This is a genomic window from Streptomyces sp. NL15-2K, assembly GCF_030551255.1.
Classification (GTDB): Bacteria; Actinomycetota; Actinomycetes; order Streptomycetales; family Streptomycetaceae; genus Streptomyces.
In genome coordinates this window covers 1,194,282-1,211,294 of the sequence record NZ_CP130630.1, presented here as the reverse complement: position 1 = coordinate 1,211,294, position 17,013 = coordinate 1,194,282, and the positions used below count along the sequence as shown (strand labels likewise).

Here is a 17,013-nt window from a genome sequence, read left to right as displayed (position 1 = left end):
TGAACGTGCCACGTTGGAGCTGCCCGGCGCCCATGTCGGCGCCGCCGGCGAGCCGGTGGGCGCAATGGTGTCGGCGAAGTTCGACCTTGAGGTGTCGTTGTCGGAGGCGTTCGACGAGGAGGGGCGTCCGGCTGGGCTGCGGGGCGCTCTGACCGCGTCGGCGGATCTGTTCGAGGCGGGGACCGCTGAGCGGATCGCGGGTTGGTTCGGCCGGGTGTTGGACTCGGTGACGGCCGTGCCTGGCGTGCGGGTGCGGGCTGTGGGCGTGCTGGATGCCGGCGAGCGGGATGTGTTGTTGCGGCGGTGGAATGACACGGCGTCGGGTGTGGCGGGTGTGTCGGTGGTGGAGCTGTTCGAGGAGTGGGCTGCCGCTGATCCGGGTGCGGTGGCGGTGGTGGCTGATGGTGTGGAGCTGTCGTATGGGGAGTTGGATGCGGCGGCGAATCGTCTGGCGAATTGGCTGCGGGGTCGGGGTGTGGGCCGGGAGTCGGTGGTGGGTCTGTGTCTGCCGCGTGGCGCGGAGATGATCGTCGGGATTGTGGGGGTGTGGAAGGCCGGCGCGGCCTATCTGCCGGTCGACGCCGGTCTGCCGGCTGAGCGGGTGGAGTTCATGCTGGCTGATGCCGGTGTGGGTGTGGTGATCGGTCCGGATGATCTGGATCGTTCGGGTGGCTCGTCGGACTCTGCGCCGGGTGTGGTGGGTGATCTGGCGTATGTGATCTATACGTCGGGGTCGACGGGTGTGCCGAAGGGCGTGGCCGTCTCGCATTCCTCGCTGGCGAATCTGGTGGACGTGTTCGGTCCGGTGATGGGTGCGGGTCCGGGGGTTGGGGTGTTGCAGTTCGCGTCGTTCAGTTTTGACGCGTCGGTGTTGGATGTGGGGGTGGCGTTGTCGTCCGGTGCTGCTTTGTGGGTCGCCAGTGATGCTCAGCGGGAGCAGCCGGGCAGGTTGCGGGAGTTGGTGGGGGTTCGGGCGGCGAGTGTGGTGCCGTCGTTGCTGGAGGTGTTGGAGCCTGAGGATCTGGCGCATGTGGGGCCGATGGTGGTGGGGGCTGAGGCGGTCGGTGAGGTGGTGGCGCGTAGGTGGTCGGTGGGGCGTCGGTTGGTGCATGCGTATGGGCCGACCGAGTCGACGGTGATCACGGCGATTGGGACGGTGGATGGGGGGCGTTCGGGTCCGGTGCCGTTCGGGCGGCCGATTGCCAATAGTCGGCTGTATGTGCTGGATGAGGCGCTTGAGCCGGTGCCGGTCGGGGTCACGGGTGAGTTGTACGTGGCCGGCGCGGGACTCGCGCGCGGGTACATCCGTCGTCCGTCGTTGACGGGTGAGCGGTTTGTGGCGTGCCCGTACGGTTCCGGTGGGGAGCGGATGTACCGGACCGGGGACCTGGTCAAGTGGACTCTGGATGGGCAACTGCTGTTCGCCGGGCGGGCGGACACGCAGGTCAAGGTGCGGGGCTTCCGGGTCGAGCCCGGTGAGATCGAGGCCGTGCTGCTGACGCATCCGGACGTTGACCAGGCCGCTGTCGTGGCCCGTGAGGATGTGGTGGGTGACCGGCGGCTGGTGGCCTACGTGGTTCCCGCGGAGCAGGAGGTCGAGGGGCTGCGGGAGTTGGTGGCGTCTCGGCTTCCGGAGTACATGGTCCCAGCCGCGTTCGTCACGCTGGCGAAGTTGCCGTTGACGGTCAACGGAAAGCTGGACCGGCGGGCGTTGCCGGCTCCTGAGTACGCCACTGGTGCGGGCCGGGGTCCGGCGACGGTTCGCGAAGAGCTGCTGTGCGCGACCTTCGCCGAGGTCTTGGGCGTGGAGAGGGTCGGGGTCGACGACAACTTCTTCCAGCTCGGTGGGCATTCGCTGCTTGCGGTGCGGCTGGTTGAGCGGTTGCGGGCTCGGGGTGTGTCGGTGTCGGTGCGGGCGTTGTTCGAGGCGCCGACGCCGGTCGGTTTGGCGGGTGCGGCCGGCGTCGGGTCGGTGGAGGTTCCGGAGAATCTGATCCCCGCCGGTGGTGCGGAGCGGATCACCCCGGACATGCTGCCGCTGGTCGAGCTGTCGCAGGCCGAGATCGACCGGGTGGTCGCGACGGTCGACGGCGGCGCGGCGAACGTGGCCGACGTCTATCCGCTGGCCCCGCTCCAGGAGGGCATGTTCTTCCACCACCTCATGGCGGGTGACGGAGAGGACGTCTATCTCACCGCCCGGGTGGTGGAGTTCGACTCGCGGTCCCGGCTGGAGACGTTTGTGCGGGTGCTCCAGCAGGTGGTGGACCGGCATGACATCTACCGCACGGGTGTGGCGTGGGAAGGGCTGAGTGAGCCCGTCCAGGTGGTGTGGCGGCACGCGGAACTACCGGTCGTAGAGCACGAGATCGACGGTGAGCATGCGGACCCGGTGGAGGCTCTGATCGCCCTGGCGGGTTCGGTGATGGACCTGAGGCGTGCGCCGTTGATGGATCTGCATGCGGCCGATCTGTCTCAGGGCCGCTGGCTCGGGCTGGTGCGGATGCATCACCTGCTCCTGGACCACATGGGCATGGACGTCCTGCTGCGCGAACTGGACGCCGGACTCACCGGTGAGGCGGATCGGCTGGCGCCGGCGCTGCCGTTCCGGAATTTCGTGGCGCAGACGCGGGCGGTGCCGAGGGAGGAGCACGAGCGGTTCTTCGCCGAGCTGCTGGGTGATGTGACCGAGCCGACCGCGCCGTACGGGCTCTTCGATGTGCGCGGGGACGGCAGCCAGGTGATCGAGGCAGCTGTGCCTATCGCCGATGAGGTGGTTGAGGGACTGCGGCGGGTGGCGCGGGAACTGGGAGTCAGTACGGCGACCGTGCTGCATGTGGTGTGGGCGCGGGTGGTGGCTGTGTTGTCCGGGCGGGATGACGTGGTGTTCGGCACGGTGTTGCTGGGGCGGATGAACGCGGGCGCGGGTGCGGACCGTGTGGTGGGCCCGTTCATCAACACGCTTCCCGTGCGGCTGCCGATCGGTGGGGTAGGGGTGCGCGCGGCGGTCGAGGGGATGCGGGAGCAGTTGGCCGCGCTGCTGGAGCATGAGCATGCGCCGTTGGCGGTGGCGCAGCGGGTCAGTGGTGTCGTGGGCGATGCGCCTCTCTTCACCTCGCTGTTCAACTACCGCCACATCACTGACTCTTCGGGCAGCCCGACGGGACAGCGGCCGGTGACGGGGATACGGACGGTCTTCGCGGAGGAGCGGACCAACTATCCGGTGGCGGTCTCGGTCAACGATCGCGGCACGCGGGGTCTGAGTCTGAGTGTGCAGACGGTTGACGTGCTCGATCCGCGTGCGCTGGGCGCACTGCTGTGCACGGCGGCGGCGAACGTGGTCGACGCACTCGCCGACGACCCGGATATGGCCCTGGGCGCGGTTGACGTGCTCGGCGCGGACGAGCGTGAGCTGCTGCTCCGTGGGTGGAATGACACGGCCGCGGATGTGGTGGCGGATTCGTCGGTGGTGGAGCTGTTCCGGCGGCGGGTGGCAGCCGCTCCGGACGCGGTCGCGGTGATCCACGACCAAGCCGCCCTGACTTACGGCGAGTTGGAGGCCGAGTCGAATCGGCTCGCGCACTATCTGCGGGGCATGGGTGTGGGGCGTGAGTCGGTGGTGGGCCTGTGCCTGCCGCGGGGTGCGCAGTTGGTAACCGGGATGCTGGCCGTGTTGAAGGCGGGGGCAGCGTTCCTGCCGATTGATGTGCGGTATCCGGCGGAGCGGGTCGGTTTCATGGTGGCCGACAGCCGCATGCCGGTGGTGCTTGCCAGTACCGCCGCAGCGGGAGACCTGGCCGATGTACTCGCAGACACCTCGCTGGTGTGGCTGGATGACCCGCGGGCGGGGGCCGAGGTTGGCGCCATGCCGCAGACTGCGCCAGAGGTGGCGGTCGACCCGGCGGGGCTGGCGTATGTGATCTATACGTCCGGGTCGACGGGGACGCCGAAGGGTGTGGCGCTTGCCCACGCTGGTCTGGTGAATCTGGTGGCTGCTCAGGGTGAGCGGTTTGCGGTGGAGCAGGCGTCGCGGGTGTCGCAGTTCGCCTCGGTCGGTTTTGACGCGGCGGTGTCGGAAGTTTTGGTGACGTTGTGCTCGGGTGCGGCGCTGGTGGTGGCGTCGGCGGACGAGGTGTTGCCGGGTGGTGGGCTGGTCGAGCTGGTGGCGGCGCGTGGGGTGACGCATGCGACGTTGCCGCCGGCGGTGCTGAGCGCTTTGGGCGACGACGGCCTGGATTCGATCACCACGCTGGTGTCGGCGGGTGAGGCGTTGGATGCGGGGTTGGTGGAGCGTTGGTCCCCGGGTCGTCGGCTGATCAATGCGTATGGTCCGACGGAGATCACGGTGTGTGCGTCGATGTCGGCGCCGCTGGCCCCCGGTGATGAGCCGTCGATCGGTACGCCCATCGCCAACACCCGCGTCTACGTGCTGGACGAGGCGCTTCAGCCGGTGCCGGTCGGGGTCGCGGGCGAGCTGTACGTCGCCGGCCCGGGCGTGGCACGCGGCTACGTCGGCCGCCCGTCACTGACCGGTGAACGCTTCATCGCCTGCCCCTACGGCAGGAGCGGGGAGCGGATGTACCGCACGGGCGACCTGGTCAAGTGGTCCGCCGAGGGGCAACTGCTGTTCCTCGGCCGGGCCGATGAGCAGGTCAAGATCCGAGGCTTCCGTATCGAGCCCGGCGAGATCGAGAGCCTGTTGCTCACCCACCCCGATGTCCACCAGGCGGCGGTCGTGGCCCGTGAGGACATCCCGGGCGACAAGCGGCTAGTCGCTTACGTGGTGTCGGACGGCCAAGAGGCGGATGGCCTGCGGGAGTTGGTGGCCTCGCGGTTGCCCGAGTACATGGTCCCGGCCGCTTTCGTCACGCTGCCCGAGCTGCCGCTGACGGCCAACGGCAAGCTCGACCGCAAGGCGCTGCCTGTGCCCGAGTACGTCACCGGCGAGGGCCGGGGCCCGGCCACCCCCCAGGAAGAGATCCTGTGCGCGGCGTTCGCCGACGTACTGGGGCTGGAATCCGTCGGCGTGGACGACAGCTTCTTCGCCCTCGGCGGCCACTCACTCCTCGCCGTACGGCTGATCTCGCGCATCCGTGTAGTGCTCGGTGTCGAGCTGCCGCTGCGGACGCTGTTCGAGGCGCCGACGGTGGCCGGTCTGGCGGCCCGTCTCGCCCAGGGCACGGGCGAGGCCCGTACGCCGCTGCGGGCGTGGGCGCGCCCCGAGCGGGTGCCGCTTTCGTTCGCGCAGCGCCGCCTATGGTTCCTGGACCAGCTCGAAGGCCCGAGCCCGACCTACAACATCCCGGTGCCGATCAGGCTGAGCGGCGTGGATGCCGCAGTACTGGAGCAGGCGTTCCGGGATGTGATCGGACGCCATGAGTCGTTGCGGACAGTGTTCCCGGCCGTGGACGGCGAGCCGTACCAGAACATTCTCGACCCGCACGATCTGGACTGGGAACTGCACGTCAGCCAGGTGGCGCCCGGCGAACTCGCTGATGCCGTCGGCGAGGCGTCGCGGTATGCGTTCGACCTGTCCGCCGAGCTGCCGATCCGGGCGTGGCTGTTCCAGACCGGCCCGGACGGCGACGAGCAGGTGCTCATGGTGGTCATGCACCACATCGCCGGCGACGGTTGGTCGACGGTTCCGCTGAGCCGGGATCTGTCGACTGCGTATGCGGCACGGTTGCGGGGCGAGGCCCCGGTATGGGAGCCGCTGCCGGTGCAGTACGCCGATTACACCCTCTGGCAGCGGGAGTTGCTGGGCGAGGAGTCCGACCCGGAGAGCCTGCTGTCGCGGCAGGTGGAGTACTGGCGGCAGGCGCTGGCCGGTGCGCCGGACGAGGTGGCGTTGCCGGTGGACCGGACGAGGCCGGCGGTGGCCGGTCATCGTGGGCACCGGGTTCCGTTGCGGGTGCCGGTCGAGGTGCACCGGAGGATGGTCGACCTGGCACGCGCCGAGGGCGTGACGACGTTCATGATCTTGCAGGCCGCGCTGGCGGTGACGCTGTCGCGGCTCGGCGCGGGCACCGATGTGTCGATCGGTTCCGGTGGGGCCGGCCGTACCGACGAGGCGCTGAACGACCTGGTCGGCTCCTTCGTCGACACGCTCGTGATCCGTACGGACCTGTCGGGCGACCCGGAGTTCCGGCAGGTGCTGGAGCGGGTGCGGGAAGCGAGCCTGGGGGCTCTGGCCCACCAGGACGTGCCGTTCGAGCGGCTGGTCGAGGAACTGGCACCGTCCCGGTCGCTGGCGCGATACCCCCTGTTCCAGGTGGCTTTGACGCTTCAGAACGTCGAGCAGGCGCGACTGGACATGCCTGGCGTCCGAGGGGGAGGAGCGGGAGCCGGCGTTGAGGCCGCCGTGGCCGCGTCGGTCAAGTGCGACATCGACGTGATGGTCGGGGAGACCTACGACGAGCACGGCCGCCCTGCCGGACTGCGAGGGTCGGTCACCGGAGCGGCGGATCTGTTCGACGCCGCTTCCGTGGAGGCCGTCGCCGAGCGGTGGAACCGGGTCCTGGACCTGGTGACCGCTGCGCCCGGCATCCGGTTGGGGGCGGTCGACGTGCTCGGGGCCGACGAGCGCGAGCGGCTGCTGCGCGGATGGAACGACTCCGCGTCCCCGGTCGCGGCCTCCTCGATGGTGGAGCTGTTCACGCGGCGGGTCGCCGAGACGCCGGATGCGGTGGCGGTGGTCGGCGACGGCGTCGAGCTGTCGTACGCGCAACTGGACGCGGCGGCCAATCGCCTCGCGAACTATCTGCGGAGTCAGGGGATGGGCCGTGAGTCGGTGGTCGGCCTGTGCCTGCCGCGCGGCGCGGAGCTGGTGACGGCGATCCTGGCGGTGTGGAAGGCCGGGGCGGCGTATCTGCCGATCGACGCCGGGCTGCCCGTCGAGCGGCTGGCGTACATGCTGGCCGACAGCCGCGCGCAACTGGTGCTGGGGACACAGGAGGCGCTGGACGACCTGCCGGCCGGGCGGGTGCGGACAGTCGCGATCGACGACCCGATGACCACCATGGTCGTGGACGGATGCTCGGACGCGCCGGCCGAGACGGTGATGGACCCGTCGGGCCTGGCGTATGTCATCTACACGTCGGGGTCGACAGGGACGCCGAAGGGTGTGGCGCTCACCCACAGCGGGGCGGTGAACCTGGCGACGGCGCAGGTGGAACGGTTCGCGGTGGAGCCGGGTTCCCGGGTGCTCCAGTTCGCCTCGATCGGTTTCGACGCGGCGACATCCGAGGTGCTGATGGCGCTGTGCTCAGGAGCCGCGCTGGTCGTGGCAGGAGCCGAGGACCTGGCTCCGGGCGGCGGGCTGGTCGATGTCGTGGCCCGGCATGGGGTGACGCATGTGACGCTGCCGCCGGCCGTCCTCGCCGTGCTGGGAGCCGACGACCTCGGCTCGGTGACCACGCTGGTGTCGGCGGGTGACGCGTTGGACGCGGGGCTGGTGGAGCGGTGGGCCCCCGGGCGCCGTTTCATCAACGCCTACGGTCCGACGGAGATCACGGTGTGTGCGTCGATGTCGGCTCCGCTGGCGGCCGGGGACGAGCCGACCATCGGTGCGCCGATCGCCAATGCGCGTCTGTTCGTGCTGGATGAGGCGCTTCAGCCGGTGCCGGTGGGGGTCGCGGGTGAGTTGTATGTCGCCGGGGCCGGGGTGGCGCGCGGATATGTGGGCCGGCCGGGGCTGACGGGCGAGCGGTATGTGGCGTGCCCCTACGGTTCCGGTGGCGAGCGGATGTACTGGACCGGGGACCTGGTGAAGTGGACGCCGGACGGGCGGTTGATGTTCCTCGGGCGGGCCGATGAGCAGGTCAAGGTGCGTGGCTTCCGCATCGAGCCGGGTGAGATCGAGGCCGTGCTGTCGACGCATCCGGACGTCGCGCAGGTGGCGGTCGTGGCCCGCGAGGATGCGGTGGGTGACCGGCGGCTGGTTGCCTACGTGGTGCCCGTGGAGCAGGAGCTTGAGGGGCTACGAGAGTTGGTGGCGTCGCGGCTGCCGGAGTACATGGTCCCGGCCGCGTTCGTCATGCTGGCGGAGCTGCCGCTGACGGTCAACGGCAAGCTCGACCGGCGAGCGCTGCCGGCGCCCGAGTACGCGACGGGGGCGGGCCGTGCCGCGGCGACGGTGCGGGAAGAGCTGCTGTGCGGGGTGTTCGCCGAGGTACTGGGCGTGGAGTCGGTCGGTGTCGACGACAACTTCTTCCAGCTCGGTGGGCATTCGCTGCTGGCGGTGACGCTGGTCGAGCGGTTGCGGGCGCGGGGTGTGTCGGTTTCGGTGCGGGCGCTGTTCGAGGCGCCGACCCCGGCCGAGCTGGCCGAGGCCACCGGAATCGGATCGGTGGAGGTTCCCGAGAATCTGATCCCGGCCGGTGGTGCGGAGCACATCACCCCGGACATGCTGCCGTTGGTCGAGCTGTCGCAGGCGGAGATCGACCGGGTGGTCGCGACGGTCGACGGCGGGGCGGCGAACGTGGCGGACGTCTATCCGCTGGCCCCGCTCCAGGAAGGCCTGCTCTTCCACCACCTCATGGCGGGCGAAGGCGAGGACGTCTACCTCGCGACATTCGGCGTGGAGTTCGCTTCCAGGGGCCGGTTGAACGAATTCGCAGAGGCCATGCAGCAGGTGGTGAACCGGCACGACATCTACCGCACGGGCGTGGTCTGGGAAGGGCTGCGGGAGCCGGTTCAGGTGGTGTGGCGGCACGTGGTGCTTCCGGTCGTCCAGCACGTCCTTGACGTTGATTCGGTGGAGCCCGCGCGCCGGGTGGAGGCCCTCATCGCCCGGGCGGGCTCGGTCATGGACCTCGGCCGTGCTCCGCTGATGGACCTGCATATGGCCGAACTGCCGGACGGCCGCTGCCTGGGGCTCGTGCGCATGCACCACATGCTTCAGGACCACCTGGGCATGGACGTCCTGCTTCAGGAACTGCGGGCCGTGCTGTCCGGCGAGGCAGATCGCATGGCGCCTGCGCTTCCGTTCCGGAACTTCGTCGCGCAGACGCGGGCGGTGCCGAGGGAGGAGCACGAGCGGTTCTTCGCCGAGCTGTTGGGGGATGTGACCGAGCCGACCGCGCCGTACGGGCTGTTGGATGCGCGCGGCGATGGCGACGGCGGCGGTCGGGTGATCGAGGCACCTGTGCCCATCGCCGATGAGGTCGTGGACGGCTTGCGGCGGGTGGCGCGGGAACTGGGCGTCAGTACGGCGACGGTGCTGCACGTGATGTGGGCACGAGTGCTCGCCGCGTTGTCGGGGCGCGATGACGTCGTCTTCGGCACGGTGCTGTTCGGGCGGATGAACGCCGGCGAGGGCGCCGACCGAGTACTCGGCCCGTTCATCAACACCCTGCCTGTGCGAATGCAGACCGGCAGGGTCGGGGTACGCGCCGCGGTCGAGAACATGCGGGACCAGCTGGCTGCCCTGTTGGAGCACGAGCACGCTCCGCTGGCGGTGGCACAGCAGGCCAGCGGTGTTACGGGCGATGCGCCGCTGTTCACGTCCCTGTTCAACTACCGGCACATCACCGGCGCCTCCGAGAACCCCACCGGCGAGGAACAGGACGAGCAGCGCCCGGTGGAGGGCATCCAGAGGGTCTTCGGCGAGGAACGGACCCACTACCCGGTGGCGGTGTCCGTCAACGACCGAGGGCCGGACGGCCTCGGCCTGAGCGTGCAGACGGTCGAGTCCCTCGACCCGTGGGCCCTCGGCGCACTGCTGCGCACGGCGGTGGAGAGCCTGGTTCACGCCCTCGCCGGTGTGCTGGCCGGTGGCGCGGATGTGGCGCTGGGCGCGGTGGATGTGCTGAGTGCGGGTGAGCGGGAGCGGGTGCTGGTCGGGTGGAATGACACGGCTGGGGTGGTGGAGTCGGGGACTTTGTCTGAGTTGTTTGCGGCTCGGGTGCGGCGGTCGCCGGATGCGGTGGCGGTGGTGTTTGAGGGTGTGGAGTTGTCGTATGCGGAGTTGGATGTGCGGGCGGGGCGGCTGGCTCATCATCTGGTCGGTCGGGGTGTGGTTGCGGGGTCGACGGTGGCGGTGGTGTTGGAGCGTGGGGTTGAGCTGGTTGTTGCGTTGTGGGGGGTGTTGAAGGCGGGGGCGGCGTATCTGCCGGTGGATCCGGGTTATCCGGCGGAGCGGGTGGCGTTGTTGTTGGAGGATGCGGCGCCGGTGGTGGTGCTGGATGATGCGGAGGCTGTGGCCCGGGTGTCGACAGGCCAGGGCGGGGTTGTTGCGGGGCCTGTTTCGGTGGATGTGCGGCAGGCGGCGTATGTGATCTATACGTCGGGTTCGACGGGGCGGCCGAAGGGGGTTGCGGTCTCTCATCGGAGCGTTGTGAACCGGTTGGTGTGGATGCGGGATCGGTATGGGATCGGTGCGGGGGATCGGGTGTTGCAGAAGACGCCGGCGGTGTTCGACGTGTCGGTGTGGGAGTTGGTCGGGACTGTGGTGTGGGGTGCGACGCTGGTGGTGGCGCGTCCTGGTGGGCACCGTGATCCGGGTTATGTGGCGGATGTGATCCGTGAGCAGTGTGTCAGTGTGGTGCATTTCGTGCCGTCGATGCTGGATGCGTTCTTGCAGGTGGGTGCTGGTGGTGGGTTGGGGAGTTTGCGGCATGTGGTGTGCAGTGGCGAGGTGTTGTCCCTGTCCACGCAGAAGCAGTTCTTCGAGGCGTTCGCGGGTGTGGAGTTGCACAACCTGTATGGGCCGACGGAGGCGGCGGTGGATGTCACCGCCTGGGCGTGCGATCCCGCGCAGACAGACGGTCCGGTGCCGATCGGCGAACCGGTGGCCAACACCCGGGTCTTCGTGCTGGATGAGTATCTGGCTCCGGTGCCGGTCGGGGTTGCGGGTGAGTTGTATCTGTCCGGGGTTCAGTTGGCCCATGGATATGTCGGTCGCCCGTCGCTGACCGGTGAGCGCTTCGTGGCCTGCCCGTACGGCATGAGCGGTGAGCGGATGTACCGGACCGGGGACTTGGTGAAGTGGACCGGCGATGGCCAGTTGGTGTTCCTGGGCCGGGCGGACGAGCAGGTGAAGATCCGTGGGTTCCGGATCGAGCCGGGTGAGATCGAGGCCGTACTGCTGGAGCATCCGGGTGTGGGTCAGGCCGCGGTGGTGGCCCGCGAGGACGTGCCGGGCGACAAGCGACTGGTCGCCTACGTAGTGCCGACCGGCCAGGAGACCGACGGAATGCGGGAGTTGGTGGCTGCGCGGCTGCCGGAGTACATGGTCCCGGCCGCGTTCGTCACGCTGGCCGAGCTGCCGGTCACCGTCAACGGCAAGCTGGACCGGCGTGCGCTGCCGGCACCGGAGTACACCACCGGCACGGGCCGCGCACCGGCCACCGTCCAGGAAGAGATCCTGTGCGCGGCTTTCGCCGACGTTCTCGGACTGGAGTCGGTCGGGGTCGACGACAGCTTCTTCGCCCTCGGTGGCCACTCACTCCTCGCCGTGCGGCTGATCTCGCGGATACGCGTCGTGCTGGGAGTCGAGGTCGGGGTTCGGGCGCTGTTCGAGGCGCCGACGGTGACCGGGCTGGCGGCACGGTTGGCCGAGAGCGCGGGCGATGCTCGTACGCCGTTGAGGGCGTGGGCGCGTCCGGAGCGGGTGCCGTTGTCGTTCGCGCAGCGCCGCCTGTGGTTCCTGGCCCAGCTCGAAGGGCCGAGCCCGACCTACAACATCCCGGTGCCGATCAGGCTGAGCAGCGTTGACGTCGCTGCTCTCGGGGCGGCGCTGCGCGATGTGATCGTGCGGCACGAGTCGTTGCGGACGGTGTTCCCGGCCGCGGACGGAGAGCCGTATCAGCAGATTCTCGACCCGCGAGACCTGGACTGGGAACTGGAAGTGACCAGGCTGGAGCCCGGCGAGTTGGCCGATGCCGTGGCCCAGGCGTCGCGGTACGCGTTCGATCTGTCGGTGGAGGTGCCGATTCGGGCGTGGCTGTTCGAGGCCGGTGCGAAGCGGGTTCTGCTGGTGGTCACGCACCACATCGCCAGTGATGGTTGGTCGCGTGGTCCGCTGGCCAGGGATGTGTCGGAGGCGTATGCGGCGCGGCTGGAGGGACGGGCCCCCGAGTGGGAGCCGTTGCCGGTGCAGTACGCGGATTACGCGTTGTGGCAGCGGGAGTTGCTGGGGGAGGAGTCCGACCCCGAGAGCCTGCTGTCGGCGCAGGCCGACTACTGGCGGCGAACTCTCGCCGGGGCGCCCGAAGAACTGACGCTGCCTGCTGATCTCCCCCGTCCGGCGGCGGCCGGGCACGTCGGTCACCAGGTGCCGGTGCGGATATCGGCCCAGGTGCATCAGCGGGTGGCGGAGCTGGCGCGGGCCGAAGGGGTGACGGTCTTCATGGTCTTGCAGGCCGCGCTGGCGGTGACGCTGTCGCGGGTCGGGGCCGGGACGGACATTCCTGTGGGTTCGCCGGTGGCGGGTCGTACGGATGAGGCGCTGGATGATCTGGTCGGTTTCTTCGTCAATACGTTGGTGATCCGGACGGATCTGTCGGGTGATCCGGAGTTCCGTGCTGTGTTGGGGCGGGTGCGGGAGGCGAGCCTTGGGGCTCTTGCGCATCAGGATGTGCCGTTCGAGCGGTTGGTGGAGGAGCTTGCTCCGGAGCGGTCGTTGGCGCGGCATCCGTTGTTCCAGGTGATGCTCACCGTGCAGAACGTCGGGCGTGGTGGGTTGGAGCTGCCGGGTGCTCGTGCCGGTGGGGAGCCGGTGGTGGGTGGTGGTGTGGCCACGGTGGCGGCGAAGTTCGACCTTGATCTGTCGTTGTCGGAGGTGTTCGACGAGGAGGGTCGTCCTGCTGGTTTGCGGGGTGGTCTGACGGCGTCGGCGGATCTGTTCGTGGCGGGGAGTGCTGAGCGGATCGCGGGTTGGTTCGGCGGGGTGCTGGAGTCGGTGACGGCGGTGCCTGACGTGCGGGTGCGCGAGGTTGACGTACTCGGATCGGGCGAGCGTGACCTGCTTCTGCGGCGGTGGAATGACACGGCGTCGGGTGGGGCCGGTTCGTCGGTGGTGGAGCTGTTCGAGGAGCGGGCTGCCGCTGATCCGGCTGCGGTCGCGGTGGTCGCTGATGGTGTGGAGCTGTCGTACGGGGAGTTGGATGCGGCGGCGAATCGTCTGGCGAATTGGCTGCGGGGGCGGGGTGTAGGCCCTGAGTCGGTGGTGGGTCTGCGTTTGCCGCGTGGCGCGGAGATGATCAGCGGCATTCTCGGAGTCTGGAAGGCCGGGGCGGCCTATCTGCCGATCGACGGTGGTCTGCCGGCTGAGCGGGTGGAGTTCATGTTGGCCGATGCCGGTGTGGACGTGGTTCTGTCTTCGGACGATCTCGCCGGGCTGTCGGGCGCTTCGGATGCCGCGCCGGGTGTGGCGGTCGACCCGGCGGGGCTGGCGTATGTCATCTACACCTCCGGATCGACGGGTGTGCCAAAGGGCGTCGCGGTTACGCACGGTTCGCTGGCGAACTACGTGTCGTCGGTGTCGGTGCGGCTGGGGTGGTCGTTGCCGGGGGCGCGGTATGCGCTTCTTCAGGCGCAGGTGACGGACCTGGGGAACACGGTGGTGTTCACGAGCCTGGCCACGGGCGGGCAGTTGCATGTGCTGGACGAGGAGGCGGTCACCGATCCGGAAGCGGTGGCAAGCTACCTCGCCGAGCGGCGGATCGATGCGTTCAAGGTGGTGCCGTCGCATCTGGCGGCGTTGACGGCTGCGGTCGGCGTGGAGCCGTTGCTGCCGGGGCAGTCCCTGGTCCTTGGCGGTGAGGCGGCCTCAGCCGGCTGGGCGCGGGAATTGGTGCGGACGGCTGTTGCCGAGGGCCGGCGGGTGTTCAACCATTACGGCCCGACGGAGACCACGATCGGTGTGGCCACGGCCGAGCTGTCTGCGCACGACGACGTGGTGCCGATCGGTACGCCGATCGCCAACACCCGCCTGTTCGTGCTGGACGAGGCGCTTCAGCCGGTGCCGGTCGGAGTGCCCGGCGAGCTGTACGTGGCAGGCGCCGCACTCGCGCGCGGCTATGTCGGCCGCCCGTCCCTCACGAGCGAGCGCTTCGTGGCGTGCCCCTTCGGGACCGGCGGTGAGCGGATGTACCGCACCGGCGACCTGGTGAGGTGGTCCCCGGACGGGCAGTTGCTGTTCCTGGGCCGCGTGGACGAGCAGGTCAAGATCCGCGGCTTCCGCGTCGAACCCGGCGAGATCGAGACGGCGATGCGCACCCACCCCGATGTCCAACAGGCCGCGGTCGTCGCCCGCGAGGACACCCCGGGCGACCGGCGCCTGGTCGCATACGTCGTCCCGGCCGACGGCGACACCGGAATGGACACCGCCGGTGTACGCGATTTCGTGGCGGCGCGGCTGCCCGACCACATGGTCCCGGCCGCCGTAGTGGCACTGCCGGAACTCCCGCTGACCGCCGCCGGCAAACTCGACCGCAAAGCCCTGCCCGCCCCCGACTACACCGCCGGTGCCGGAAGGGCTCCAGCCACCGTGCAGGAAGAACTCCTGTGCGCGGCGTTCGCCGATGTCCTCGGGCTGGAGTCGGTCGGGGCCGACGACAGCTTCTTCGCGCTGGGCGGGCATTCGCTGCTGGCGGTGCGGCTGGTGTCGCGGATCCGTGTCGTGCTCGGCGTGGAGTTGCCCCTGCGGGCACTGTTCGAGACGCCGACGCCGGCCGGGCTGGCCTCGCGTATCGCGGGAGCCGGGGTGGAACTGGCGCGGCAGCCCCTGCGTGCGGCGCCGCGTCCGGAGCGGGTGCCGTTGTCGTTCGCGCAGCGACGGCTGTGGTTCCTGGCCCAACTGGAGGGCCCGAGCCCGACGTACAACCTGCCGACCACGATCCGGTTGAGCGGCAACGTGGATGTCGCCGCGTTGGGCGCCGCGCTGCGCGACGTGATCACCCGGCACGAGTCGCTGCGGACGGTGTTCCCGGCAGCGGACGGCGAGCCCTACCAGCAGATCGTGGACCCGCACGAGCTGGACTGGGATCTGCGGGTGACGCAGGTGGCATCGGAGGAACTGGCGCAGGCCGTGGCGCGGGCGTCGCGCTACGCGTTCGACCTGTCCGCCGAACTGCCCATCAGGGCATGGCTGTTCGAGGCGGGACCGGACGACCGCGTATTGACCGTGGTGATGCATCACATCGCCAGCGACGGCTGGTCACGCGGTCCGCTTGGCAGCGACCTGTCCACCGCGTACGAGGCGCGGTTGCGTGGCGAGGCGCCCGCGTGGGAGCCGCTGCCGGTGCAGTACGCCGATTACACCCTCTGGCAGCGGGACTTGCTGGGGGAGGAGTCCGACCCGGACAGCCTGCTGTCGAGGCAGACGGCGTACTGGCGGCAAACGCTGGCCGGGGCCCCGGAGGAACTCGCGTTGCCGGTGGACCGGCCCCGTCCGGCGGTGGCCGGCCATGTGGGTCACCGGGTGCCGGTGCGGGTGCCGGCGGAGGTGCATGAGCGGCTGGCGGAGCTGGCCCGTGCCGAGGGCGTGACGCCGTTCATGGTCGTACAGGCCGCGCTGGCGGTGCTGCTCTCGCGGCTCGGGGCGGGGACGGACGTTCCGATCGGGTCTGCGGTGGCGGGTCGTACCGATGAGGCGCTGGACGACCTGGTCGGGTTCTTCGTCAACAGCCTGGTGATCCGGACGGATCTGTCGGGTGATCCGGAGTTCCGGGCCGTGCTGGCGGGGGTGCGGGAGGCGAGCCTGGGGGCGCTGGCTCACCAGGACGTGCCGTTCGAGCGCCTGGTGGAGGAGCTTGCCCCCGTGCGGTCGATGGCGCGGCATCCGCTGTTCCAGGTGATGCTGACCGTTCAGAACACCGAGAACGCGGCGTTGCGGCTCACCGATGTGGAGTTCAGCCCCGCCAGGCTGGAGGTCTCTCGGAACGCGTCGGTGGCGAGGTTCGACCTCGACGTGACCCTCTGGGAGACCTTCGACGACCAGGGTCGTCCGGGTGGGTTGCATGGCTCGGTGAACGCGTCGGTGGATCTGTTCGACGCGGGCACGGTTGAGGCGATCGCGGAGCGGTTGGTGCGGGTGCTGGGGACGGTGGTCGGTGATCCGGACGTCCGGCTGCACGAGGTCGAGGTTCTGGACACGCGTGAGCGGGAGCGGGTGCTGGTCGGGTGGAATGACACGGCTGGGGTGGTGGAGTCGGGGTCCTTGGTGGGGTTGTTCGAGGAGCGGGTGCGGCGGTCGCCGGATGCGGTGGCGGTGGTGTTTGAGGGGGTGGAGTTGTCGTATGCGGAGTTGGATGTGCGGGCGGGGCGGCTGGCTCATCATCTGGTCGGTCGGGGTGTGGTTGCGGGGTCGACGGTGGCGGTGGTGTTGGAGCGTGGGGTTGAGCTGGTTGTTGCGTTGTGGGGGGTGTTGAAGGCGGGGGCGGCGTATCTGCCGGTGGATCCGGGTTATCCGGCGGAGCGGGTGGCGTTGTTGTTGGAGGATGCGGCGCCGGTGGTGGTGCTGGATGATGCGGAGGCTGTGGCCCGGGTGTCGACAGGCCAGGGCGGGGTTGTTGCGGGGCCTGTTTCGGTGGATGTGCGGCAGGCGGCGTATGTGATCTATACGTCGGGTTCGACGGGGCGGCCGAAGGGGGTTGCGGTCTCTCATCGGAGCGTTGTGAACCGGTTGGTGTGGATGCGGGACCGGTATGGGTTCGGTGCGGGGGATCGGGTGTTGCAGAAGACGCCGGCGGTGTTCGACGTGTCGGTGTGGGAGTTGGTCGGGACTGTGGTGTGGGGTGCGACGCTGGTGGTCGCGCGTCCCGGTGGGCACCGTGATCCGGGTTATGTGGCGGATGTGATCCGTGAGCAGTGTGTCAGTGTGGTGCATTTCGTGCCGTCGATGCTGGACGCGTTCTTGCAGGTGGGTGCTGGTGGGCTGGGGAGTCTGCGGCATGTGGTGTGCAGTGGCGAGGCGTTGTCCCTGCCCACGCAGGCGCGGTTCTTCGAGGCGTTCACCGGTGTGGAGTTGCACAACCTGTATGGGCCGACGGAGGCGGCGGTGGATGTCACCGC

Annotated in this window: 1 protein-coding gene (cut by both window edges); it reads left to right on the top strand. The window is 69.5% G+C overall.

All 17,013 nt of this window come from inside a single coding sequence — locus tag Q4V64_RS04880, non-ribosomal peptide synthase/polyketide synthase (protein ID WP_303709019.1), on the top strand. Of the gene's 41,271 coding nucleotides, 20,159 precede the window and 4,099 follow it; the stretch shown corresponds to coding positions 20,160-37,172 — codons 6,720 (partial) to 12,391 (partial); the first codon wholly inside the window starts at position 2. The start codon and the stop codon both lie outside this window.